24 protein-coding genes are annotated in these 21,261 nt (G+C 63.8%); 10 read left to right on the top strand and 14 right to left on the bottom strand.

Annotated elements, in window-relative coordinates; genetic code table 11:
• Positions 1–93 precede the first annotated feature (93 nt).
• The 3 genes from QFZ88_RS23725 (at position 94) to QFZ88_RS23715 (ending at position 2,894) form a co-directional block, all read left to right on the top strand.
• Positions 94–741: a glutathione S-transferase family protein gene (locus QFZ88_RS23725; protein WP_024923792.1), complete on the top strand. Its 648-nt coding sequence runs from the start codon at positions 94–96 to the stop codon at positions 739–741.
• Between the two features lie 200 nt (positions 742–941).
• Complete coding sequence (locus tag QFZ88_RS23720) at positions 942–1,769, top strand: aldo/keto reductase (protein WP_024923793.1); 828 nt, start codon at positions 942–944, stop codon at positions 1,767–1,769.
• A 150-nt stretch (positions 1,770–1,919) separates the two neighbouring features.
• Positions 1,920–2,894, top strand: coding sequence for a glycerophosphodiester phosphodiesterase family protein (locus QFZ88_RS23715; RefSeq protein ID WP_024923794.1), 975 nt, complete (start codon positions 1,920–1,922; stop codon positions 2,892–2,894).
• A gap of 660 nt (positions 2,895–3,554) precedes the next feature.
• Here QFZ88_RS23715 and alaS read toward each other — a convergent pair.
• Entirely contained in the window at positions 3,555–6,218 is a 2,664-nt protein-coding gene (gene alaS, locus QFZ88_RS23710; protein WP_024923795.1) for an alanine--tRNA ligase, read from the bottom strand.
• 416 nt (positions 6,219–6,634) lie between these two features.
• On the bottom strand, positions 6,635–7,720 hold the full coding sequence (gene recA, locus QFZ88_RS23705) for a recombinase RecA (RefSeq protein WP_024923796.1): 1,086 nt from the start codon (positions 7,718–7,720) through the stop codon (positions 6,635–6,637).
• Between the two features lie 42 nt (positions 7,721–7,762).
• On the opposite strand from recA, the gene QFZ88_RS23700 reads away from it, so the two are divergent.
• From QFZ88_RS23700 to QFZ88_RS23685, 4 genes are all read left to right on the top strand, one after another.
• The gene (locus QFZ88_RS23700; protein WP_137900421.1) at positions 7,763–7,984 is read left to right on the top strand and encodes a hypothetical protein; all 222 of its coding nucleotides are present in this window, start codon (positions 7,763–7,765) and stop codon (positions 7,982–7,984) included.
• Complete coding sequence (locus tag QFZ88_RS23695) at positions 7,981–8,925, top strand: carbohydrate kinase family protein (RefSeq protein ID WP_065998109.1); 945 nt, start codon at positions 7,981–7,983, stop codon at positions 8,923–8,925. The genes QFZ88_RS23700 and QFZ88_RS23695 overlap by 4 nt, the downstream gene beginning before the upstream one ends.
• 65 nt (positions 8,926–8,990) lie before the next feature.
• On the top strand, positions 8,991–9,908 hold the full coding sequence (locus QFZ88_RS23690) for a pseudouridine-5'-phosphate glycosidase (protein ID WP_024923798.1): 918 nt from the start codon (positions 8,991–8,993) through the stop codon (positions 9,906–9,908).
• A 74-nt stretch (positions 9,909–9,982) separates the two neighbouring features.
• Positions 9,983–10,402, top strand: coding sequence for a hypothetical protein (locus QFZ88_RS23685; RefSeq protein ID WP_024923799.1), 420 nt, complete (start codon positions 9,983–9,985; stop codon positions 10,400–10,402).
• A 22-nt stretch (positions 10,403–10,424) separates the two neighbouring features.
• On the opposite strand, the gene QFZ88_RS23680 is transcribed toward QFZ88_RS23685, so the two are convergent.
• The gene (locus QFZ88_RS23680; RefSeq protein ID WP_024923800.1) at positions 10,425–10,748 is read right to left on the bottom strand and encodes a TfoX/Sxy family protein; all 324 of its coding nucleotides are present in this window, start codon (positions 10,746–10,748) and stop codon (positions 10,425–10,427) included.
• Positions 10,749–10,859: 111 nt separating this feature from the next.
• Here QFZ88_RS23680 and QFZ88_RS23675 point away from each other — a divergent pair, with 111 nt between their 5' ends.
• A complete protein-coding gene (locus QFZ88_RS23675; RefSeq protein WP_024923801.1) occupies positions 10,860–11,357 on the top strand; it encodes a GFA family protein in 498 nt (165 codons plus the stop codon).
• Positions 11,358–11,498: 141 nt separating this feature from the next.
• Here the strand turns inward: QFZ88_RS23675 and QFZ88_RS23670 are convergent, their stop codons facing one another.
• From QFZ88_RS23670 to QFZ88_RS23620, 11 genes are all read right to left on the bottom strand, one after another.
• The gene (locus QFZ88_RS23670; RefSeq protein WP_024923802.1) at positions 11,499–11,711 is read right to left on the bottom strand and encodes a hypothetical protein; all 213 of its coding nucleotides are present in this window, start codon (positions 11,709–11,711) and stop codon (positions 11,499–11,501) included.
• 51 nt (positions 11,712–11,762) lie between these two features.
• Positions 11,763–12,149 carry a Fe-S cluster assembly scaffold SufA gene (gene sufA, locus QFZ88_RS23665; RefSeq protein WP_024923803.1) on the bottom strand — a complete coding sequence of 129 codons (387 nt, stop codon included), beginning with the start codon at positions 12,147–12,149 and terminating at the stop codon, positions 11,763–11,765.
• A gap of 79 nt (positions 12,150–12,228) precedes the next feature.
• Entirely contained in the window at positions 12,229–12,540 is a 312-nt protein-coding gene (locus QFZ88_RS23660; RefSeq protein ID WP_024923804.1) for a type II toxin-antitoxin system RelE/ParE family toxin, read from the bottom strand.
• Positions 12,540–12,791 carry a type II toxin-antitoxin system ParD family antitoxin gene (locus QFZ88_RS23655; RefSeq protein ID WP_024923805.1) on the bottom strand — a complete coding sequence of 84 codons (252 nt, stop codon included), beginning with the start codon at positions 12,789–12,791 and terminating at the stop codon, positions 12,540–12,542. The genes QFZ88_RS23660 and QFZ88_RS23655 overlap by 1 nt, the downstream gene beginning before the upstream one ends.
• Positions 12,792–12,870: 79 nt before the next feature.
• Positions 12,871–13,251, bottom strand: coding sequence for an SUF system Fe-S cluster assembly protein (locus QFZ88_RS23650; RefSeq protein ID WP_024923806.1), 381 nt, complete (start codon positions 13,249–13,251; stop codon positions 12,871–12,873).
• Positions 13,252–13,256: 5 nt separating this feature from the next.
• The gene (locus QFZ88_RS23645; protein WP_024923807.1) at positions 13,257–14,501 is read right to left on the bottom strand and encodes a cysteine desulfurase; all 1,245 of its coding nucleotides are present in this window, start codon (positions 14,499–14,501) and stop codon (positions 13,257–13,259) included.
• Between the two features lie 101 nt (positions 14,502–14,602).
• Positions 14,603–15,871, bottom strand: a complete 1,269-nt coding sequence (sufD, locus tag QFZ88_RS23640) for a Fe-S cluster assembly protein SufD (protein ID WP_024923808.1) — start codon at positions 15,869–15,871, stop codon at positions 14,603–14,605.
• 10 nt (positions 15,872–15,881) lie between these two features.
• Positions 15,882–16,637, bottom strand: coding sequence for a Fe-S cluster assembly ATPase SufC (sufC, locus tag QFZ88_RS23635; protein ID WP_024923809.1), 756 nt, complete (start codon positions 16,635–16,637; stop codon positions 15,882–15,884).
• Positions 16,638–16,665: 28 nt separating this feature from the next.
• On the bottom strand, positions 16,666–16,935 hold the full coding sequence (locus QFZ88_RS23630; RefSeq protein ID WP_139116498.1) for a hypothetical protein: 270 nt from the start codon (positions 16,933–16,935) through the stop codon (positions 16,666–16,668).
• Entirely contained in the window at positions 16,935–18,476 is a 1,542-nt protein-coding gene (gene sufB / locus QFZ88_RS23625) for a Fe-S cluster assembly protein SufB (protein ID WP_024923810.1), read from the bottom strand. The genes QFZ88_RS23630 and sufB overlap by 1 nt, the downstream gene beginning before the upstream one ends.
• Positions 18,477–18,653: 177 nt before the next feature.
• Positions 18,654–19,814 carry a cysteine desulfurase family protein gene (locus tag QFZ88_RS23620; RefSeq protein ID WP_024923811.1) on the bottom strand — a complete coding sequence of 387 codons (1,161 nt, stop codon included), beginning with the start codon at positions 19,812–19,814 and terminating at the stop codon, positions 18,654–18,656.
• A gap of 251 nt (positions 19,815–20,065) precedes the next feature.
• Between QFZ88_RS23620 and QFZ88_RS23615 the strand changes: the two genes are divergently transcribed.
• Positions 20,066–20,740, top strand: a complete 675-nt coding sequence (locus QFZ88_RS23615; RefSeq protein WP_024923812.1) for an alpha/beta hydrolase — start codon at positions 20,066–20,068, stop codon at positions 20,738–20,740.
• Between the two features lie 37 nt (positions 20,741–20,777).
• Positions 20,778–21,215: an acetyltransferase gene (locus QFZ88_RS23610; RefSeq protein WP_024923813.1), complete on the top strand. Its 438-nt coding sequence runs from the start codon at positions 20,778–20,780 to the stop codon at positions 21,213–21,215.
• The last annotated feature ends 46 nt before the right edge of the window (positions 21,216–21,261 follow it).

Here is a 21,261-nt window from a genome sequence, read left to right as displayed (position 1 = left end):
CGCGATCCCCATCTGGCCTCGCCACGCGCCGGTCTCAGGGCCAGACCGACCGGCGCATTTTCGTGATACTCAGACGAGGCGACGGGAGCCACCATGAGCCAGCAGCCGAAACCCATCCTCTATGGCGCCGACTACAGCGTCTATGTCCGCATCGCGCGGCTCACGCTCATGGAAAAGCAGGTCGAGCACGACGTCGTGCCGGTCGACATCTTCGCCGAGGGCGGGCCGCCCGAATGGTATCGCGCCCTGCACCCCTTCTCCAGGATACCGGCCTTCGAGCATGACGGGCTGAACCTGTTCGAGACGACGGCGATCGCGCGTTATGTCGACGAGGCTTTCGACGGCCCTGCCCTGCAGCCTCATGAGGCGCGCCAGCGTGCGGTGATGAACCAGATCATCGGCCTGCTCGACGCCTATGCCTACCGGGCGCTGGTGTGGGACATCTATGTCGAGACCGTCTCCAAGCCGAGGCAAGGCGCAACGCCCGACGACGCCGTGGTGACGGCTGCCCTGCCGCGCGCCGAAGCCTGCCTCGCGACACTGGCCGGGTTGAAGCAGCCCGGAACGTTCCTGCTCGGCGAGCAGCTGACGCTGGCCGACCTGCATGCGGCACCGATGTTTTTCTACTTCGCGCAGGCTGCAGTGGCGGCATCGATGTTGGAGAAAAATCCCGCCCTGTCCGGCTGGTGGGACGCGATGCAGGTTCGCGAGAGTTTTCTCGCGACCCTTCCTTCCAGCTAAGGGCTTCCAGTGCGAGTAGCTTTTTTCGTACCGAACCTGAAATCAGGCGGTCGTTTCCTTGCCGTTGTCACGCGCGCGCCCCAGATTATGGGTGGCGGTCCGTTCGGGCCGCGACCATCCTTTCCGGCGATGTCCATCGGCCAACCCAGGCATCGTCCTCCCATCGACCGCCATCCCACGACGATTTCAGGAAAGAGACCATGAGCCCAACACTCCGTTTCAACGACGGCAAGCAGATACCGCAGCTTGGCTTCGGCGTCTGGCAGGTGCCGAACGAGGGCGCCAACGCGGCAGTGACCGCGGCCATCCAGGCCGGCTATCGTTCGATCGACACGGCCGCGATCTATCGCAACGAGCAAGGCGTGGGCGACGCGCTGGCCGCCTCCAGCGTGCCCGCCGACGAACTCTTCATCACCACGAAACTCTGGAATTCCGACCAGGGTTATGATTCGGCGCTCAAGGCCTTTGACGCCAGCCTGAAGAAATTGCGTCGTGACAGCGTCGACCTCTACCTCATCCACTGGCCGGCGGCTTCGCTCGGCCGCTATGTCGACAGCTGGAAGGCGCTGATCAAGCTGCGCGAAGAAGGACGCGTCGCCTCCATCGGCGTCTCCAACTTCCAGATCGCCCATCTGGAACGGTTGAAGGCGGAAACCGGCGTGGTGCCGGCGATCAACCAGGTGGAGCTGCATCCGCGCTTCCAGCAGAAGGCGCTGCGCGCCTATCACGAAAAGGAAGGCATCGTGACAGAAGCCTGGAGCCCGCTGGGCCAAGGCACACTGCTCAACGACGCCGCGCTGGCAGCGCTGGCCAAGAAGCACGGCAAGACCGTCGCCCAGGTGATCCTGCGCTGGCACCTCGACATCGGCAATGTCGTCATCCCGAAATCGGTGACGCCGGCCCGCATCGTCGAGAACTTCCAGGTGTTCGACTTCAAACTCACCGCGGAAGACATCGCGGCGATCGAGAAGCTGGATGACGCGAAGGGCAAGATCGGCCCCGACCCCGACACTTTCGCAATGGTGTAGGACCAATCGACGTTCGCGGACCGACGGACGCCTTGCCGAAAGGCAGGCGCCCGTCATCCTTTTCCACAGCCGCCTTCAAAGCGGCACAGCTTGGTCCAGATTTCGTCCCGGTTCCGCGCATAGTTGCCGCATCGAACCCGGGGGAAAATCATGCGCAAGCGCACAATCGCCTTTCTTGGCATCCTTGCCGCCGCTGGCGCCGTCTGGGCCGCCAACAGCAGCCTGCTGGCCGGTCAAAGCGAGCGGCGCCCGATGCTGATCGCCCATCGCGGCCTTGGCCAGACCTATTCGCATGTCGGGCTGGGCCGCGACACCTGCACGGCGGACCGCATCTATCCGCCCGAGCATGCTTACCTGGAAAACACCATTGCCGGCTTCAAGGCGGCTTTCGAGGCCGGCGCCGACATCGTCGAATTCGACGTGCACCCGACCACCGACGGCCAGTTCGCGGTCTTCCATGACTGGACGGTGGACTGCCGCACGGAGGGCAAGGGCGTGACCCGCGAAAAGAGCCTGGCCGAACTCAAGGCTCTGGATGTCGGCTATGGCTACACGGCCGACGGCGGCAAGACCTTTCCGTTTCGCGGCAAGGGTGTCGGGCTGATGCCCGGCTTGGACGAGGTGCTGGCCGCGTTTCCCGACCGGCGTTTCCTCATCAACATCAAGAGCGACGACATCACTGAGGGAAGCCTGCTGGCCAACGTCATCGGCGCGATGCCGGCGGAGCGGCAGAAGTCGATCATGGTCTATGGCGGCGGCAAGGCGATGCAGGCCTACAAGACGGCGCTGCCGGAGGCGGTGGTGCTCGGCACCGACCGCGTTATCCCCTGCCTGTTGCGTTACGCCGCTCTTGGTTGGAGCGGCCATGTGCCGGCGGACTGCCGCAACACGCTGTTCATGCTGCCGGCCAACTACGCGCCGTTTGCCTGGGGTTTTCCCAACCGGCTCAGCGAACGGCTCGCCGCCAACGGTTCGACGCTGGTGGTGTTGGGCGACAATGACGGGTCGAGACATTCGACCGGCGTCGACGATTTGACGACACTGGAGAAGCTGCCGGCGCGCTTCGACGGCGCGATCTGGACCAACCGCGTCGACCGCATCGGCCCGGCGGTGATTGCTCAGTAGCGCTCGCGTTTCGAGGCGCATCAGGTGCGGCCTTCGAGGCGCGCCCGCGCTGCTTCTTTCGCTCATCATTCCGGGCGTTCGTCATTCCGGGCAAGCGAGGCGAAGCCGAGCGCCGACCCGGAACCCATTGAGCAGCACGGCCGGGACTTGGGTTCGCGTAGACAGTCGTAAAACATGCGACGCCGGTCCTCCCGCATGAACGGTTCAGGACGAGGACCGGGCCGGGCTCGACGAAGTGGGGCCAATAGGTTCCGGCTCTCGCTGCGCTCGGCCGGAATGACGGCGGCGTGTCGCCATCTTCACCCTGTTTCGAGCCGTCAGAGGAATATGACGGAGCGGCATCCCAAACCTTCATCATTCCGGGCAAGCGAGGCGGAGCCGAGTGCCGACCCGGAACCCATTGAGCAGCGCGGCCCGGAAATAGGTTCGCGTAGACAGCCGTGAAACATGCGACGCCAGCCCTGCTGCATGAACGGTTCAGGACGAGGACCGGGCCGGGCTCGATGATGTTGCGGCCAATGGTTCCGGCTCTCGCTGCGCTCGGCCGGAATGACGCGATCTACCGGCGCATCGGGTCGGCGGTGATTGCCACCCATCAGCACAATAGAAAATGCCGGGCGAAACGCCCGGCATCGATTGATCATCCAGAATTTGCGTGGCTCAGGCCGCCAGTGTCGCCCTGACCGCGGCGATCGCGTCGTCGGCCTTGGAGGCATCGGGGCCGCCGGCCTGCGCCATATCGGGCCGGCCGCCGCCGCCCTGCCCGCCGAGTGCGGCCGAGGCGACCCGCACCAGATCGACCGCGCTGAAACGCGCGGTGAGATCCTCGGTGACGGCGACGACGACGCTCGCCTTGCCGTCGGCCTCGCCGACCAGCACGACCACGCCGGAGCCCAGTGCCTTCTTGCCTTCGTCGGCCAGCGACTTCAGGTCCTTCGGCGCGACACCCGACACCGCCTTGCCCATGAAACCGACGCCGGCCACCGTCTCGGACGCGGTCTCGGCAGCGCCGTTGGCAGCGCCGCCGCCCATGGCGAGCTTCTTCTTCGCGTCGGTCAGTTCGCGCTCCAGCTTCTTGCGCTCTTCCAGCAGCGCTTCCACCCGCGCGGGCACGTCGGCCGGCGAAATCTTCAGCGTCGCCGCCACCGTCTTCAGGCGCCGGTCCTGCTCATCGAGATGGCGGCGCGCCGCCTCACCGGTCAGCGCCTCGATGCGGCGCACGCCGGCGGCCACACCGCTGTCCGAGACGATGCGCACGAGGCCGATGTCGCCGGTCGCCTTCACATGGGTACCGCCGCACAGCTCGACCGAATAGGGCCGGTTGGCCTTGGCGCCATGCAGGCCGGTGCCCATCGCGACCACCCGCACCTCGTCGCCATATTTTTCGCCGAACAGCGCCATGGCGCCTTCGGCAATGGCGTCGTCGACCGACATCAGCCGCGTGGTGACCGGGCTGTTCTGCACGACGATCTCGTTCGCCATCCGCTCGACCACTTCCATCTCCTCGGCCGAAATCGGCTTGTTGTGCGAGATGTCGAAACGCAGCCGCTCGGGCGCCACCAGCGAGCCCTTCTGGGCGACATGCGTGCCCAGCACCTCGCGCAGCGCCTCGTGGATGAGGTGCGTGGCCGAATGGTTGGAGCGCAGGCGCGAACGGCGCGCATGGTCGACCTCGAGTTCGACGGCGACGCCGGTCTTCACCGCGCCTTTGGCAACCTTGCCGAGATGGACGAACAGGCCATCGGCCTTCTTCTGCGTGTCGGTGACGTCGATGCGGAAACCTTCGCCGGTGATCGTGCCGGTATCGCCCATCTGGCCGCCGGACTCGCCGTAGAACGGCGTCTGGTTGACGACGATGGCAACCGTATCGCCTTCCTTGGCGTCGTCGACCACCTTGCCATCGCGCACGATGGTGGCGACGATGCCTTCCGCCTTCTCGGTCTCGTAACCGAGGAATTCGGTGGCGCCAGTCTTGTCGCGCACGGAGAACCAGACGGTCTCGGTGGCCGCCTCGCCGGAGCCCGCCCAATGGGCGCGGGCTTCCGCCTTCTGCCGCTCCATCGCGTCGGTGAAGCCGGCGAGATCAACGGAGATCGAGCGCTGGCGTAGCGCATCCTGCGTCAGGTCCAGCGGGAAGCCGTAGGTGTCGTAGAGCTTGAAGGCGGTCTCGCCGTCCAGCATGTCGCCGGCGCCGAGCTTGTCGGTTGCCTCGCCGAGCAGGCCGAGGCCGCGCACCAGCGTCTTGCGGAAGCGGGTTTCCTCCAGCTTCAGCGTCTCGGTGATCAGCGCCTCGCCGCGCACCAGTTCCGGATAGGCCTGGCCCATCTCGCGCACCAGCGCCGGCACCAGCTTCCACATCAGCGGCTCGGAAGCGCCCAAGAGCTGCGCATGGCGCATGGCGCGCCGCATGATGCGGCGCAGTACATAGCCGCGGCCTTCGTTGGAGGGCAGCACGCCGTCGGCCACCAGGAACGAGGAGGAGCGCAGATGATCGGCGATGACGCGGAAGGAACCGACATTATCGGCATTCGGGCCATGGCCGAGGGCGGAGGACGCCGCGTCGATCAGATGGCGGAACAGGTCGGTCTCGAAGACGCTCTCCACCCCTTGCAGGATGGAAGCCATGCGCTCCAGCCCCATGCCGGTGTCGATCGAGGGGCGCGGCAGGTCGACGCGTTGATCCTTCGAAACCTGCTCATATTGCATGAAGACCAGGTTCCAGAATTCGAGGAAGCGGTCGCCGTCCTCTTCCGGGCTGCCGGGAGGGCCGCCCCAGATGTGCTCGCCGCGGTCGATGAAGATTTCCGAGCACGGGCCGCACGGGCCGGTGTCGCCCATCGCCCAGAAATTGTCGGAGGTGGCGATGCGGATGATGCGGTCGTCGGAAAAACCGGCGATCTTCTTCCAGTAGCCGGCCGCCTCGTCGTCGGTGTGGTAGACGGTGACGAGCAGCTTGTCCTTCTTCAGCCCGAAATGCTTGGTGATCAGGGTCCAGGCAAGTTCGATGGCGCGTTCCTTGAAATAGTCGCCGAAGGAGAAATTGCCGAGCATTTCGAAGAAGGTGAGATGGCGCGCGGTGTAGCCGACATTGTCGAGGTCGTTGTGCTTGCCGCCGGCGCGCACGCTCTTCTGGGCGGTCGCGGCGCGCGAATAGGGCCGCTTCTCGAGACCCGTGAAGACGTTCTTGAACTGCACCATGCCGGCATTGGTGAACATCAGCGTCGGGTCGTTGCGCGGCACCAGCGGGCTGGAGGCGACAATCTCGTGCCCTTCCTTGCGGAAATAGTCGAGAAAGGTCGACCGGATTTCGTTCACGCCACTCATCGAAACTGCCTTTATGGTGAAGCCGCCGCGCGAGGCGGCGGAAATGGACTAGGCCTTTTAGCGGCAGCGTTTCACCCTGTCCAGAAACACGCGGCGTCGCGCGCTCCTGCCCGTCTCGACGGGTGGATGAGGCGCTCAAACGCGAACCGCCGGCGCGAGGCCGGCGGTCGGTGAACTCAGTTGGGCGATAAGCCTGCCCTCGGGTGCTCGAAATTCGAAAAGCCAGTCAATTGGCTTTTCGCGGAACGCTTCCCGGCCCTCGGCTTTGGCCTCGGGCGTTCGAGCCCTTTGAAAGGTCCACCGGACCTTTCAATTCGCTCCAAGGCGAGCCGCTGCCCGGCCCCTCGCAGGCTCGGGGCGTTCGAAGCTCGAAAAGCCAAGCAGTTGGCTTTTCGTCCGCTAACGCGGACCGCTTCTCACCCCTCCGCGGCGTCGTCTAGGTCGTTGTCGGCGCCGCCGTTCTGCAGGAGCTTCTCGGCGATCAGCCCGGCATTCTGCCGCAGCGCCAGTTCGATTTCGTTTGCCGTATCCGGATTGTCGCGCAGGAACTGCTTGGCGTTCTCGCGACCCTGACCGAGGCGCTGGGAATTGTAGGAGAACCAGGCGCCCGACTTCTCGACAATGCCGGCCTTGACGCCGAGATCGACCAGCTCGCCGGTCTTCGACACGCCTTCGCCATACATGATGTCGAATTCGATGACCTTGAAGGGCGGCGCCAGCTTGTTCTTGACCACCTTGACGCGGGTCTGGTTGCCGACGACCTCGTCGCGGTCCTTGATCGAGCCGATACGGCGGATGTCGAGGCGCACCGAAGCGTAGAACTTCAGCGCGTTGCCGCCGGTGGTGGTTTCGGGCGAGCCGAACATGACGCCGATCTTCATGCGGATCTGGTTGATGAAGATGACCATGGTGTTGGAGCGCGAGATGGAGGCGGTGAGCTTGCGCAGCGCCTGGCTCATCAGGCGGGCTTGCAGGCCAGGCAGCGAATCGCCCATCTCGCCCTCGATTTCGGCACGCGGCGTCAACGCCGCGACCGAGTCCACCACCAGAACGTCGATGGCGCCCGAGCGCACCAGCGTGTCGCAAATCTCCAGCGCCTGCTCGCCGGTGTCCGGCTGCGAGATCAGGAGATTTTCGAGATTGACGCCCAGCTTGCGGGCATAGACCGGGTCGAGCGCGTGCTCGGCATCGACGAAGGCGCAGATGCCGCCCTTCTTTTGCGCTTCCGCCACCGTGTGCAGCGCCAGCGTGGTCTTGCCCGAGCTTTCCGGCCCGTAGATTTCAATGATGCGGCCGCGTGGCAGGCCACCGACGCCGAGCGCGATGTCGAGTCCCAGCGAGCCGGTCGGCACCGTCTCGATCTCGACCACCTGCTCATTGGCGCCGAGCCGCATGATCGAGCCCTTGCCGAATGCCCGCTCGATCTGCGACAGCGCAGCGTCCAGAGCTTTTGTTTTGTCCACCGAATTGTCCTCTACAAGCCTCAAGCTATTCTGAGCCATGATACATCACCCCTTGGTCGTCAATGAAGGCCGGATCGTCCGGTGGTTCCTGTGAATATGTACCCTTTTTGTTCTATTTTGGCAAGACACATCAAACTGTTGAAAAATATGAATTATCCGTATTTGTTCTTTTTTTGTTTTGTCAGCAAGCCGCAAAACCTGTCCCCAGATGCGATCGCGGCAAACGCTCCGGAAACGCCTGGTCGATTCGGCAGGAGCAGCGTGACGCAGCCACGCGCGGGCCTGATCGGGGCACAGGCATGAACCAGCCCCCCAAGCTTTTCGCGGCCGGCGGCGCGCATATCGACCGGCGCGGCCAGGTAGCGGGCGCCTATGTGCCGGCGGCGTCCAACCCCGGCACCATGCGCGAGGATGTCGGCGGCGGTGTCTTCAACGCGCTGCGCACGGTGGTGCGGCGCGGCGTTTCGGCCTCGCTCATCTCCACACGCGGCGGCGACGGCGCCGGCGAGACGGTGGCGCGCGCCATCGCCGAGGCCGGCATCGCCGACCTCTCCGCGACATTCCTCGACCGCACCACGCCGAGCTACACGGCGATCCTCGACCGCGACGGCGAGCTGGTGGTGGGTTTCGCCGATATGGGGCTTTATGAGCTGGCCTTTCCCAAACAGATGCGGCGCGCCAGCGTGCGCACGGCGGTGGATCAGGCAGACGCCGTGCTCACCGACGCCAATTTGCCGACGGCGGCGCTGGAGCGGCTGACCGCGACGGCCGGCGAAAAACCGGTCTTCGTCATCGCCATCTCGCCGGCCAAGGTGGTGCGGCTGGCACCGATCTTCGAGCGCCCTGCCTTGCTGTTCATGAACCGGCGCGAGGCATCGGCGCTGACCGGCCTGGCGCGCGACGCAGGCGAGGCCGAGCTGGTGGCCGGCCTGCGCGGCATCGGCCTGCGCGGCGGCGTGGTGACGGCGGGAGACCGGCCGGCGCTCGGCTTCGACAAGGACGGTGCCTTCTCGATCGCGCCGCCGCCGCCCCGCGCGGTCGTCGACGTCACCGGCGCGGGCGATGCGCTGGCCGGCGCCACTGTCGCCGCATTGCTGCATGGCCAGCCGCTGCGCGCCGCCTTGCGCGAGGGCGTGGCGGCGGCCGGGCTTGCCATCGAAAGCCCGCTCGCCATACCCGACTTCACCCCGGCATCCTTTGCCGCAGCCCTGGCCCTTGTGCCGCAGGCGCGGGAAGTGGCATGAGGACGGCCCGAACAGATTGTTGACGGCGCAGCACAGACAGCGCGGCAGCCGACCGGAGATTTCCAATGACGCTTGAAACCGCCCGCCCCTATATCGACATCCACGCCCCGGTGGCGGAAGCACTGGCAGCCGGGCGCCCGGTGGTGGCGCTGGAATCGACCATCATCACCCACGGCATGCCCTATCCCGACAATGGCGCGATGGCGGCCAATGTCGAGAAGATCATTGCCGATGAAGGCGCGGTTCCGGCGACGATCGCCGTGGTCAAGGGCCGCATCAAGATCGGCCTTTCCGACGGCGAGCGCGAATCGCTGGCCATGACGGGCGATGCCATGAAGCTGTCGCGCGCCGATTTCGCCTTCGCCGTCGCCGAAGGCCGCACCGGCGGCACGACGGTGGCGGCAACCATGATCGCCGCGCATATGGCCGGCATCAAGGTGTTCGCGACCGGCGGCATCGGCGGCGTACACAAGGGCGCCGAAAAGAGCTTTGACATCTCCGCCGACCTCGACGAGCTGGCCCGCACGCCGGTGATCGTGGTGTCGGCCGGCGCCAAGGCGATCCTCGACATCGAAAAGACGCTGGAAGTGCTGGAGACGCGCGGCGTGCCGGTGATCGGCCATGGCTGCGAGACGATGCCGGCCTTCTGGTCGAGGCAGTCGCCTTTCCGCGCGCCGCTGACGCTGGACGCACCCGAAAAGATCGCGAAGCTGTTCAAGACGCGCCAGGCGCTCGGCATCGATGGCGGCGTGCTGGTGGCCAATCCGGTTCCGGTCGCCGACGAGATCCCGGCGGCCGAAATGGCCGGCTATATCGAGGCGGCGCAGAAGGCGGCGGAAGCACAGAATGTCACCGGCAAGTCGGTGACACCGTTCCTGCTCGGCAAAATCCTCGAACTCACCAACGGCCGCAGCCTGAAGACCAATATCGCGCTGGTGGAAAACAATGCCCGCGTCGCGGCGCGGGTTGCCAAGGCGCTGTAGGGTCTCGACGCTGAAAAGGAGCGCCCTGCCGGACACTCCTTAAGTTTACGAAACGCCGTCGTTGAGAGGGATGAATGTCGATACAGCGGAAACTGACCGTCGTTGCCTTTTGCGCCACCGCTTTGCTAACCGGCATGGCAGGCGCGCAGGCCGCCGCAAAATGCTCGCCTTACGAGCAGCAGGTGGCCAAGCAGATCAAGGAAGGCAGGGCATTCGTGAAAGAGGCCAGCTTCAAGAAGTGGATCGACGCCGGCTTGCAGACCAAGGCGCCCTACAACAAGAAGCCCTATACGGCTTACAGCAAATGGTATGCTCGCTTCGATAAGCTGGGCAGCCAGGAGGCGGAAGCCGAGAACGTAAAATTCCTTGAAAAACACGGCTTTACGGCCTCAGCCGCCTATTCCGTGTTTCAGGGCTACGCGCTCAACGGCAAGCTGACGTCGTCCGTCGATATCGATTTCGAGAAAAAGATGAACGCCTATCCCTGCCGTTGATCGGCAGGGATTTTCGGACGCCTCATTTTCCGGCGCGCAGGCCCGCTTCGTAGGATTTGCGCGCCCAGGCGGCCATTTCGTCGGGATCGTCGACGGCACCGTCGGGCACGGTCCAGTAAGGCATGGAAACCTGCTTGCCATGCTTGGAGCCGACATAACTCCATTGCCTGCAGCCGGCGGCCTCGAACTCGGAAGCCAGCTGGGCATCGCCCTTCAGCATCAATTCGCCGCGCAGATCGATGGCGATGATGACATTGTCGAAATAAATGCCCTTGCCACCGAACAGGCGGCGGATGTCGACCGGGCCGAGGCCGGCGAAAAGATCGGCGATAGCGTCATTGTCCATGAAACGATCATGACACTCCCCGACGCACTCGTCACGACGCCGGGCAAGTTCTCCTGACAGATTTCGAGCCGATCGGCTGTAGGATAGGGTCGATCCAGCGAGGAGACGATCATGCCCATGCTTCTTCAAGGCTCCTGCCGTTGCGGCGCCGTCCACTTCGAGGTCGAGAGCCACACGCCCGTGCCCTATCAGCTCTGCTATTGCTCGATCTGCCGCAAGCAGCAGGGCAGCGGCGGCTATGCGATCAATCTTGGCGCCAACTCCGCGACGCTGAAGGTGAGCGGCGGGGAAAAGCTCGGCGTCTATCGCGCCGAAATCCAGGACGACGAACGGCCGGTCTGCGAAACCGCCACCGGCGAGCGCAATTTCTGCACGCACTGCGGCTCGGCGCTGTGGCTCTACGATCCGACCTGGCCCGAACTCGTGCATCCCTTCGCGTCGGCCGTCGACACCGACCTGCCGGCGCCGCCGGAGCGCACGCATCTGATGCTGAAATACAAGGCCGGCTGGACGGAGCCGAACATCCGCGACGGCGACAAGGTGTTTGCTCTCTATCCTGAGGAATCGATCGCGGACTGGCATCGGCGGACCGGCATGTGGGTGGAATGAGGATTCTGTCTTCTCCCCGTTCACGGGGAGAAGATGCCGGCAGGCAGATGAGGGGCGGCGCGGACTTTTCGAAGCTAGCTCTGCCCCTCATCCGGCCCTTCGGGCCACCTTCTCCCCGTAAACGGGGAGAAGAAAGAGGCGCTAGTCCTCGCCGGCAAATTCCTTCAGTGCTTCACCCTTCAGGCGGAAGAAGACCTTGTCTTCCTCGCGCATAGCTCCGGTTTCGTCATAGAAAGCGAGCAGGCGAGAATTATTGCGATCGGCTGTCCAGTCGACCCGGCCGAGGCCGCGTGAAACGGCAAGCCGCACATGATCGGCGGCACTGGCCGGTCGGATCGAGATGGAAGCGCTCATGAAAAAGCGCAAGCCCAGCGATAGGCTTCCGCGCCCACCGCCGCAAAAACCTTACGCCGCGCTTTGGGCGCGGGCTTCGGCCAGCGCCTTGAGGTCGGCGGGCTTCAGCTCGACCGATTCGCCGCAGCCACAAGCGGAAGACTGGTTCGGATTGCGGAAGGTTAAGCCGGTGCGCAGCGTCGTCTGCTCGAAATCCATCTCGGTGCCGAACAGGAACAGTGCCGCCTCCGGCGCGACATAGACGTGGGCGCCGTCGCGTTCGATATGGTCGTCCTTGGGATTGGGCTCGGTCACCAGGTCGACCGTATATTCCATGCCGGCGCAGCCGCCCTTCTTGATGCCGAGGCGGATGCCATGCGCATTCTCGCGCGTGGCCATGATCTCGCGCACGCGCTCAGCGGCCTTGTCGGTCATCGAAATGACGGCGAAGCGTCCCATGTCACTCTCCACTTTCGCGCGGGTTCAAGGCCCGCGGATACCCCATAGATGGTCGATGAAGCGCCGATTGGCAAGTCGGTCAGCTTTCTTCGTCGTGAAAGTAGCCATCTATATCCCTATGACCTTCCAGAACTGTCACCACTTCGACGATATCGTCTCGATAGCGGAAGAAAATGACGTAGCCCTTCAATACGATGCTGCGTAGACCGGTCCGAAGTTCGGACCTGTCGCGCCCAAGCGTGCCAGGGAGAGATGCAAGGCGGCCGCATTTCTGCGTTATCTGCTTAACGAAGTTCTCCGCAAGCGGGCGGCTGCCCGTGCTCATTGCAATATAGAATGCGATGTCAGCCAGATTCTCGAGCGCCTCGCTGGTGAAGCGCAGTCTGCTCATCAGCGCGACGCTTCGCCGAGATTCAACCGGTCGAGCCGGGCCTTGACCGCGGCTTCGACCTCTTCGGCGCTATGGCTGCCGCCGCGATCGATGGCAGCCTTGATCGTCTGTCGAAGGGACGCCAGTTTGGCCTCCCGTTCCTCCACGAGGCGAAGACCTTCGCGCACAACCTCGCTCGCGGAGCCGTAACGGCCTTCCTCGACCGCCGTCGCGACAAAGTTTTCCCAGCGCTCGCCAAGAGAAACGTTCATGACTTGGCTCCTTGCGTCAGTGCATCATAGCACATGTCAAAAATGGCGCAATTTTTGTTATTAGAGGCAGGCGTCTGGCCTAATACCAGCCGACCGCGACCTGCGCCTCTTCCGACATGCGGTCGGGCGTCCATGGCGGGTCGAACACCATCTTGACCTCGACGCCGGAAACGCCTTCGACGGCGCCGACGGCGTTCTCGACCCAGCCCGGCATCTCGCCGGCCACCGGGCAGCCGGGCGCGGTCAGCGTCATGTCGATCTTGACCGAACGGTCGTCCTCGATGTCGATCTTGTAGACCAGGCCGAGCTCATAGATGTCGGCCGGGATTTCGGGGTCGTAGACGGTCTTCAGCGCCGAGACGATGTCGTCGGTGATGCGCGCCAGCTCGTCGGCGGGAATGGCCGAGGCGGCAGCGGCCGGCGGTGGCGTCTCTTGTTCGGTGATGGCGGCGTCCTGCATGGTGCTTACCCGAAGAATTTCCGTGCTTTTTCCAGCGCCTCGACCAAGGCGTCAACCTCGGCACGCGTGTTGTACATGCCGAAGGATGCCCTGCATGTGGAGGTGACGCCGAAGCGTTTCAACAGCGGCTGTGCGCAATGGGTGCCGGCGCGGACGGCAACGCCCTGCCGATCAATCACCATCGACACGTCATGGGCGTGGATGCCCTTGAGTTCGAAGGAGATGATGGCGCCCTTGTCAGGCGCGTCGCCGAAGATGCGCAGCGAGTTGATCGAGCGCAGCCGCTCATGCGCGTAGGCCTTCAGCTCGGCCTCATGCGCGGCGATGCGCTCGCGCCCGACCTTTTCCATATATTCGAGCGCCGCACCCAGCCCGATCGCCTGCACGATCGGCGGTGTGCCGGCCTCGAAGCGATGCGGCGGATCGTTGTAGGTGACGATGTCCTCGGTCACCTCCTCGATCATCTCGCCGCCGCCCATGAAGGGGCGCATGGCTTCTAGCCGCTCCTTCTTGCCGTAGAGCACGCCGATGCCGGAGGGGCCGTAGACCTTGTGGCCGGTGAAGACGAAGAAATCGCAATCCAGATCAGCCACGTCGATCGGCATGTGCACGGCGCTCTGGCTGCCGTCGACCAGCACCGGAATGCCGCGCTCATGCGCGATGCGGCAGATTTCCTTGATCGGCGTCACGGTGCCCAGCGCGTTCGACATCTGGGTGATGGCGACCAGCTTGGTGCGCGGGGTCAGGCTCTTCTCGAAATCCTCGATGTGGAAGGCGCCGAGATCATCGACCGGCACCCAGACCAGCTTCGCGCCCTGGCGCTCGCGGATGAAATGCCACGGCACGATGTTGGAATGGTGCTCCATGATGGAAAGCACGATCTCGTCGCCCTCGCCGATGTTCGGCATGCCGAAGCCGTAAGCGACCGTGTTGATCGCCGCCGTGGTGTTCGAGGTGAAGACGATGTTGTCGGTGCTCGGCGCGTTGAGGAAGCGCCGCACGGTTTCGCGTGCCTTTTCATAGGCATCGGTGGCGGCATTCGACAGGAAATGCAGGCCGCGATGCACGTTGGCGTATTCGTTGCGGTAGGCATGGTCGATGGCCTCGATCACGGCCAAAGGCTTCTGCGCCGACGCGCCGTTGTCGAGATAGACCAGCGGCTTGCCGTAGACCTCGCGCGACAGAATCGGGAAGTCGCGGCGGATCGCCTCGACATCATAGGGAGCCGTAGTGTTCAGCACGTGGTCCATTTCCTGCCCGTTCGAAGTGAACAGTGAGTAGTGGTCAGTCAGTAGTGTGAGTGCGGCTCTATGATTTCCGCCTCTACTCGCTACTCCCTATTCGCTACTCACTAGCCATGCGTCGCGAACCACTCGTCGAGCCTGCTTTCCAGCGCCTCGACGATTTGTTCGTCGTCCAGTTCCTCGATGACCTCGGCGACGAAGGCCTTGACCAGAAGGCCACGCGCCGTCTTCTCGTCGATGCCGCGCGCCATCAGGTAGAACAGATGGCCGTGGTCGATCTCGGTGACGGTGGCGCCGTGGCCGCACTGCACGTCGTCGGCGAAGATTTCGAGCTCCGGCTTGGTCGAAAACTCGCCGTCGTCTGACAACAGAAGCGTGTTGCAGGCCATCTTGGCGTCGGTCTTCTGGGCGTATTGATGCACGTTGATGCGGCCCTGGAAGACGCCGCGCGCCTTGCCGGTGACCACGTTGCGGATCACTTCCGTCGAGGTGGTGTGCGGCACGGAGTGGTCGAGCACCATGGTGACGTCGGTGTGCGTGTCGCCGGCCAGGAGGTTGACGCCGCGCAATTGGAAGTCGGCGCCTTCGCCCTTGGTCGCCACGACGATTTCCTGGCGCACCAGCTTGCCGCCGGCATTCATGATGAACAGGGTCAGCTTGGCGTCCTTGCCGATCCAGGCCTTGAACTGGGCAAGATGCGAAGCCGTCTCGGGCTGCTCCTGCACGATCAGCCAGGTGACGTCAGCCCCGTCGTCCAGCGTCAACTGGCTGACGGACGAAGTGAGCGTGGCGCCCTCGCCGGCCTGCCGCTCGAGGATGACGGCCTTGGCGCCCTTGCCGACGCGCGCGGCCAGGCGCACATGGCTCTGGCCTCCGGCCTGCAGGTTCTGCAGCTCGATCGGCTTTTCCAGTTCGACACCGTCGGCGACGTCGACCAGCACACCGTCGGCAACGAAGGCGACGTTCAAGGCGCCGATAGCGTCATCGCTGCCATAAAGATCGAGCGCCGGCGCGAAGCTGCCGTCGGTCAGCTTGTCGGACAGGCGCGCGAAGGAAACGCCTTCGACTGCCGGGAACTTGGCGGCGGAGGCGCCATTCAGCACCGAGACCACCGCCGAACCTTCGACGACCGGCGCGAGCGCCTTGGCCTTGGCCGCCGGATCGAAGCCCGGCACCACGGTGAGCAAGGTGCGCAGATTGGTGTAGTGCCAGCTTTCGATGCGCTTGGTGGGCAGGCCGCCCTTCAGCGCCTCGACGGCGTTGTCGCGGCGAACCATCACGTCGCCGTCGCCCGGCAGCAGCGACTGCCGCTCGCCAAAGGCCTCGATCAGCGCCATCTCGGCCTGGGTCAGCTGCGGTTGAGCATGTACATTCATGACAGCCCCCTCACGCGGCCTCGCCGATCACGCCGGCGTAACCATTGGCTTCGAGGTCGAGCGCCAGCGACTTGTCGCCGGACTTGATGACCTGGCCCTTGTAGAGCACGTGCACGCTGTCGGGCACGATGTGCTCCAGCAGCCGCTGGTAGTGGGTGATGACGATGATGGCGCGGTCGGGCGAACGCAAAGCGTTGACGCCGTCGGAGACGATCTTCAGCGCGTCGATGTCGAGGCCGGAATCGGTCTCGTCGAGCACGCACAGCTTCGGCGCGAGCAGCTTCATCTGCAGGATTTCGGCGCGCTTCTTCTCGCCGCCGGAGAAACCGACATTGAGCGGACGCTTCAGCATGGAGATGTCCATGCTGAGCGAGGCGGCGGCCTCCTTCACCAGCTTGAGGAATTCCGGAACCTTCAGCGGCTCCTCGCCACGCGCCTTGCGCTGGGCGTTCATGGCCACTTTCAGGAATTCCATCGTCGCCACGCCCGGTATCTCCATCGGATACTGGAAAGCGAGGAAGATGCCGGCGGCGGCGCGTTCGGCCGGGTCCATCTCCAGGATGGATTCGCCGTTGTAGAGGATGTCGCCCTCGGTGACTTCATAGTCCTCGCGGCCGGCGAGGATATAGGACAGCGTCGACTTGCCCGAGCCGTTCGGGCCCATGATGGCGGCGACTTCGCCCTTGTTCACCGTCAGGTTCAGCCCGCGGATGATCTCGGTGCCGTCATCGGCGATGCGGGCATGCAGGTTCTTGATCTCAAGCATCGTTCTTACCTTCAGAAATTCAATTTCTTCACCGCGCTCTATCGCGGTCAGTCACTCTTGAGAGCTCGGACACAAACCTGAAAAACGGTGGCATCACAAACAACCCAAGAAAAAATCCAACAGCACCAATTCCGGCTGCATAACCGCCTAGTGCTTTAAGTTCTGGCCAGCCGCCCATCGCACCAATCAATACCAAGACGGCCCCGCCAATTGCAGCGGTGAGAAACAAGCCCAAAACACCGATCATTGCCCACTGTATTACGTTGGCAATTCGAGGGAGTTTGGGGCTCGCGCTCACTACCCCACGCTCCCCTCCAGGCTGATGCCGATGAGCTTCTGCGCCTCGACGGCGAACTCCATCGGCAGTTCCTGGATGACATCCTTGACGAAGCCGTTGACGATGAGCGCGATGGCCTCTTCTTCGGGGATGCCGCGCTGCATGACGTAGAACTTCTGATCCTCGGAAATCTTCGAGGTGGTCGCCTCGTGTTCGAACTTGGCGGTCGAGTTCTTGGCTTCCATGTAGGGCACCGTGTGAGCGCCGCACTGGTCGCCGATCAGCAACGAGTCGCAGTTGGTGAAGTTGCGCGCGTTGGTCGCCTTGCGGTGGGCCGAGACCTGGCCGCGATAGGTGTTCTGCGAGAACCCCGCCGCGATGCCCTTGGAGATGATCCGGCTCTTGGTGTTCTTGCCGAGATGGATCATCTTGGTGCCGCTATCGATCTGCTGATAGCCGTTCGACACAGCGATCGAATAGAAATTGCCCTGGCTCTCGTCGCCGCGCAGGATGCAGGACGGGTATTTCCAGGTGATGGCCGATCCGGTCTCGACCTGCGTCCACGAAATCTTCGAACGGTGGCCGCGGCAGTCGCCACGCTTGGTGACGAAGTTGTAGATGCCGCCCTTGCCTTCGGCGTCGCCCGGATACCAGTTCTGCACGGTCGAATATTTGATTTCGGCATCGTCGAGCGCAACCAGCTCGACCACGGCGGCGTGAAGCTGGTTCTCGTCGCGCTGGGGTGCGGTGCAGCCCTCGAGATAGGAGACGTAAGCCCCCTCCTCGGCGATGATCAGCGTGCGCTCGAACTGGCCGGTGTTCTTCTCGTTGATGCGGAAATAGGTGGAAAGCTCCATCGGACAGCGCACGCCCTTCGGCACGAAGACGAAGGAGCCGTCGGTGAACACGGCCGAGTTCAGCGTCGCGTAGAAATTGTCCGAGGTCGGCACGACCGAGCCCAGATATTTCTTCACCAGCTCCGGATGTTCGCGGATGGCTTCCGAGATCGAGCAGAAGATGACGCCGGCCTTGGCCAGCTCATCCTTGAAGGTGGTGACGACCGAAACGGAGTCAAACACGGCGTCGACCGCGACGCGGCCGGACTTGTAGACATTGTCGCTCGCTTCGCCGTCCAGCTCTTCACCATCCAGCCCGTCGACCGGTGCCTTTTCCTTCTGCACGCCGGCCAGAATCTCCTGCTCCCTCAACGGGATGCCGAGCTTTTCATAGACCTTGAGCAGTTCCGGATCGACCTCGTCCAGCGACTTCGGGCCGGACTGGTTCTTCGGTGCCGCGTAATAATGAAGGTCCTGGAAATCGATCTTCGGATATTCGACACGCGCCCAGGTCGGCTCTTCCAGCGTCAGCCAGCGGCGATACGCTTCCAGGCGCCATTCCAGCATCCATGCCGGCTCGTTCTTCTTGTCGGAGATGAAACGGATGATGTCTTCCGAAAGGCCCTTGGGTGCCTTGTCGGTCTCGATCTGGGTCTCGAATCCATACTTGTATTGGTCGACGTCGATCTTTCGGACTCGATCGATCGTCTCCTGCACGGCAGGCATAAGCGTTCTCCATCCATGCCGAGGTCAAGGCCCGGCCGTTTTCAAACTATGGCACCGCCGACCCAAAGGGCCGTGCTGGCGGCGTAAGTTCCATATAGTGCGCTCCAGCCAGGAAATCACCCGGCCAATGCGGAACACACGGCTCTACCAGGCCGAAGCCTGAACTTTTCGCCGCCTTCAGGCGGCTTTTTCGCGTCCGGTCCGGCGCGCGGCGATGCCGGCGAGCACGGAACGAAAGCGTTCGATATCCTCGGCCGTGGTCGACGCGCCGATCGAGACGCGCAGCGCGCCCTCGCTCTCGCCGCGGCCCATGGCCTTCAGCACGTGGCTGGCCCCGACCTTGCCGGACGAACAGGCGGACCCGGCCGAAAGTGCTACGCCCGCAAGATCGAAAGCGATCTGCGCCGTCTCTGCCTTGACGCCCGCAATAGCGAAGAATGTCGTGTTGGCAAGGCGCGGCGCGCGCTTTCCGAAGATTTCGACGTCCGGCACCAGTTCCTTCACGATCGCCTCGATGGCGTCGCGCCGCTGACCGACCGCATCGATGGTGGCGAGACCGGCAAGTGCTGATCGCGCGGCCGCGCCGAAACCAGCGATACCCGGCAGGTTTTCCGTGCCGCCGCGATGGCCCTTCTCCTGGCCGCCGCCCGCAACCAGCGGCTTCGGCATCATCAGGTCGGAGGCGGCGACGATCGCGCCGACGCCTTTCGGGCCACCGATCTTGTGCGAGGAGAGAATCACATAATCCGCATAAGGCACTGACATATCGAGCGGAATGCGCCCTGCGGCCTGCACCGCGTCGACCACAAGCACACCGCCGGCGGCTTTGACGATTGCCGCAATTTCGGCAATTGGCTGGATGACGCCGGTCTCGTTGTTGGCGCCATGGATCGCCACCAGCGGCAGGCCCTCGGCCTTGTCGTGGCCGGCAAGTGCTGCCGCCAGCGCATCGAGATCGACGAGGCCGTCGGCGTCGACGGCAATGCGGGTGATCCTGTCCGGCGCGAAACGGCCGCCGTTCAGCAGGCAGGGATGGTCCGCCTCCGACACATAAAGCCGTGCCATGCGCAGCGCGGCGCGGCCCATGCGCCAGTCCGGCGTCAGCAGCGTGGCGGCGGCTTCCGTGGCACCAGAGGTGAAAACGACGTGTTCGGGCTTGGCGTTGACGAGAGCGGCGACGTCGCGCCGCGCGTCCTCGACCAGCCGCCGCGCGGCACGCCCCTCGGCATGGACCGAGGACGGGTTGGCGGCATCCAGCGCCGCGACCATAGCCTCACGCGCCGCGGCAAGCAGCGGCGCGCTGGCATTGTGGTCGAGATAGGCGCGATCGGCAGCCATTTTTGCCCGATTGTTTCCCTTCAAAACCCGCCCGTTGGGGCGAAAGCGTTATTTCCTTGAAATTCCAAGGCCAGCCGTCCTATTACCCGGCTTGCGGCGGCGATGGCAGGGTCTTACATCCCTGTCATCCAGTTTTGAACAGTTCTAAACTAGCTTCTAGGTAGACGCTCGCTCAGCGTCAAGGCCAGATTACGGGGCCAGAGTGGGGATTGTTCGGACGACGCCAGTAGTGCGTATTTCAGGAGTCATCTATGCCAGAGGTCATTTTCACCGGTCCGGCCGGCCGCCTTGAGGGTCGCTATCAGCCTTCGAAGGAAAAGAGCGCGCCGATTGCCATCATTCTGCACCCGCACCCGCAGTTCGGCGGCACGATGAACAACAAGATCGTCTACGACCTCTTTTACATGTTCCAGAAGCGCAACTTCACCACGCTGCGCTTCAACTTCCGCGGCATCGGCCGCAGCCAGGGCGAATTCGACCACGGCACGGGCGAGCTTTCCGACGCCGCCGCGGCACTCGACTGGGTGCAGTCGCTGCATCCCGATTCCAAAAACTGCTGGGTGGCCGGCTATTCCTTCGGCTCGTGGATCGGCATGCAATTGTTGATGCGCCGTCCGGAAATCGAGGGTTTCATCTCGGTGGCGCCGCAGCCCAACACCTATGACTTCTCGTTCCTGGCGCCCTGCCCATCGTCCGGGCTGATCATCCATGGCGACGCCGACAAGGTGGCGCCGGCCAAGGACGTGCAGGGGCTGGTGGACAAGCTGCATACGCAGAAGGGCATCACCATCACCCAGAAGACGCTCCCCGGCGCCAACCACTTCTTCTCCAACGACGCCGAGCTGCTGATCGAGGAATGCGCCGACTATCTCGACCGGCGCCTCGCCGGCGAACTGGCCGACCCGCGCCCGAAGCGACTGCGCTAGGTTTTTCTCCCAGCCAGTCCCGGCAACGAGACTGACCATGAACATCAGACGCTATACCGAGCGCGACAGTGCGCGCCTGGTCGACATCTGGCTCGCCGCGGTGCGGGCCACGCATCACTTCCTGATCGAGGACGACATCCAGTTCTTCCTGCCGCGGCTGCGCGACCTGCACATTCCGGCGCTGGAGGTGCATGTCGCCGAAGACGACAACGGCCGCGTGCTGGGGTTTGCCGGGCTGGACGGCGCCAATCTGGAAATGCTGTTCATCGATCCCGAACAGCATGGACGCGGCGTCGGCCGGTTGCTGGTCGACCACGCTGTGGGGCTGAAGGGCCCGCTCAACGTCGACGTCAACGAACAGAACCCCGGCGCGCTGGCCTTCTATCTGAAATGCGGCTTCGTCCAGGTCGGGCGCTCCGAACTCGATGGTTCAGGAAAACCCTTTCCATTGCTCCACTTGCGGCAAATCGCCTGAAACCATGGCATGGCCGCCGGCAAGTCCATTGCCGGCCGCCTGCATC

The sequence above is a fragment of the Mesorhizobium sp. YL-MeA3-2017 genome (assembly GCF_030814575.1).
GTDB lineage: Bacteria > Pseudomonadota > Alphaproteobacteria > Rhizobiales > Rhizobiaceae > Mesorhizobium > Mesorhizobium terrae.
The sequence above is the reverse complement of the archived record's forward strand: the minus strand, read 5'-3'. Positions and strand labels throughout refer to the sequence as shown.

Coding starts and splice junctions, on each gene's coding strand:
- QFZ88_RS23725 (WP_024923792.1), top strand. CDS start 94: ATGAGCCAGCAGCCGAAACCCATCCTCTATGGCGCCGACTACAGCGTC.
- QFZ88_RS23720 (WP_024923793.1), top strand. CDS start 942: ATGAGCCCAACACTCCGTTTCAACGACGGCAAGCAGATACCGCAGCTT.
- QFZ88_RS23715 (WP_024923794.1), top strand. CDS start 1,920: ATGCGCAAGCGCACAATCGCCTTTCTTGGCATCCTTGCCGCCGCTGGC.
- alaS (WP_024923795.1), bottom strand. CDS start 6,218: ATGAGTGGCGTGAACGAAATCCGGTCGACCTTTCTCGACTATTTCCGC.
- recA (WP_024923796.1), bottom strand. CDS start 7,720: ATGGCTCAGAATAGCTTGAGGCTTGTAGAGGACAATTCGGTGGACAAA.
- QFZ88_RS23695 (WP_065998109.1), top strand. CDS start 7,981: ATGAACCAGCCCCCCAAGCTTTTCGCGGCCGGCGGCGCGCATATCGAC.
- QFZ88_RS23690 (WP_024923798.1), top strand. CDS start 8,991: ATGACGCTTGAAACCGCCCGCCCCTATATCGACATCCACGCCCCGGTG.
- QFZ88_RS23685 (WP_024923799.1), top strand. CDS start 9,983: ATGTCGATACAGCGGAAACTGACCGTCGTTGCCTTTTGCGCCACCGCT.
- QFZ88_RS23680 (WP_024923800.1), bottom strand. CDS start 10,748: ATGGACAATGACGCTATCGCCGATCTTTTCGCCGGCCTCGGCCCGGTC.
- QFZ88_RS23675 (WP_024923801.1), top strand. CDS start 10,860: ATGCCCATGCTTCTTCAAGGCTCCTGCCGTTGCGGCGCCGTCCACTTC.
- QFZ88_RS23670 (WP_024923802.1), bottom strand. CDS start 11,711: ATGAGCGCTTCCATCTCGATCCGACCGGCCAGTGCCGCCGATCATGTG.
- sufA (WP_024923803.1), bottom strand. CDS start 12,149: ATGGGACGCTTCGCCGTCATTTCGATGACCGACAAGGCCGCTGAGCGC.
- QFZ88_RS23660 (WP_024923804.1), bottom strand. CDS start 12,540: ATGAGCAGACTGCGCTTCACCAGCGAGGCGCTCGAGAATCTGGCTGAC.
- QFZ88_RS23655 (WP_024923805.1), bottom strand. CDS start 12,791: ATGAACGTTTCTCTTGGCGAGCGCTGGGAAAACTTTGTCGCGACGGCG.
- QFZ88_RS23650 (WP_024923806.1), bottom strand. CDS start 13,251: ATGCAGGACGCCGCCATCACCGAACAAGAGACGCCACCGCCGGCCGCT.
- QFZ88_RS23645 (WP_024923807.1), bottom strand. CDS start 14,501: ATGGACCACGTGCTGAACACTACGGCTCCCTATGATGTCGAGGCGATC.
- sufD (WP_024923808.1), bottom strand. CDS start 15,871: ATGAATGTACATGCTCAACCGCAGCTGACCCAGGCCGAGATGGCGCTG.
- sufC (WP_024923809.1), bottom strand. CDS start 16,637: ATGCTTGAGATCAAGAACCTGCATGCCCGCATCGCCGATGACGGCACC.
- sufB (WP_024923810.1), bottom strand. CDS start 18,476: ATGCCTGCCGTGCAGGAGACGATCGATCGAGTCCGAAAGATCGACGTC.
- QFZ88_RS23620 (WP_024923811.1), bottom strand. CDS start 19,814: ATGGCTGCCGATCGCGCCTATCTCGACCACAATGCCAGCGCGCCGCTG.
- QFZ88_RS23615 (WP_024923812.1), top strand. CDS start 20,066: ATGCCAGAGGTCATTTTCACCGGTCCGGCCGGCCGCCTTGAGGGTCGC.
- QFZ88_RS23610 (WP_024923813.1), top strand. CDS start 20,778: ATGAACATCAGACGCTATACCGAGCGCGACAGTGCGCGCCTGGTCGAC.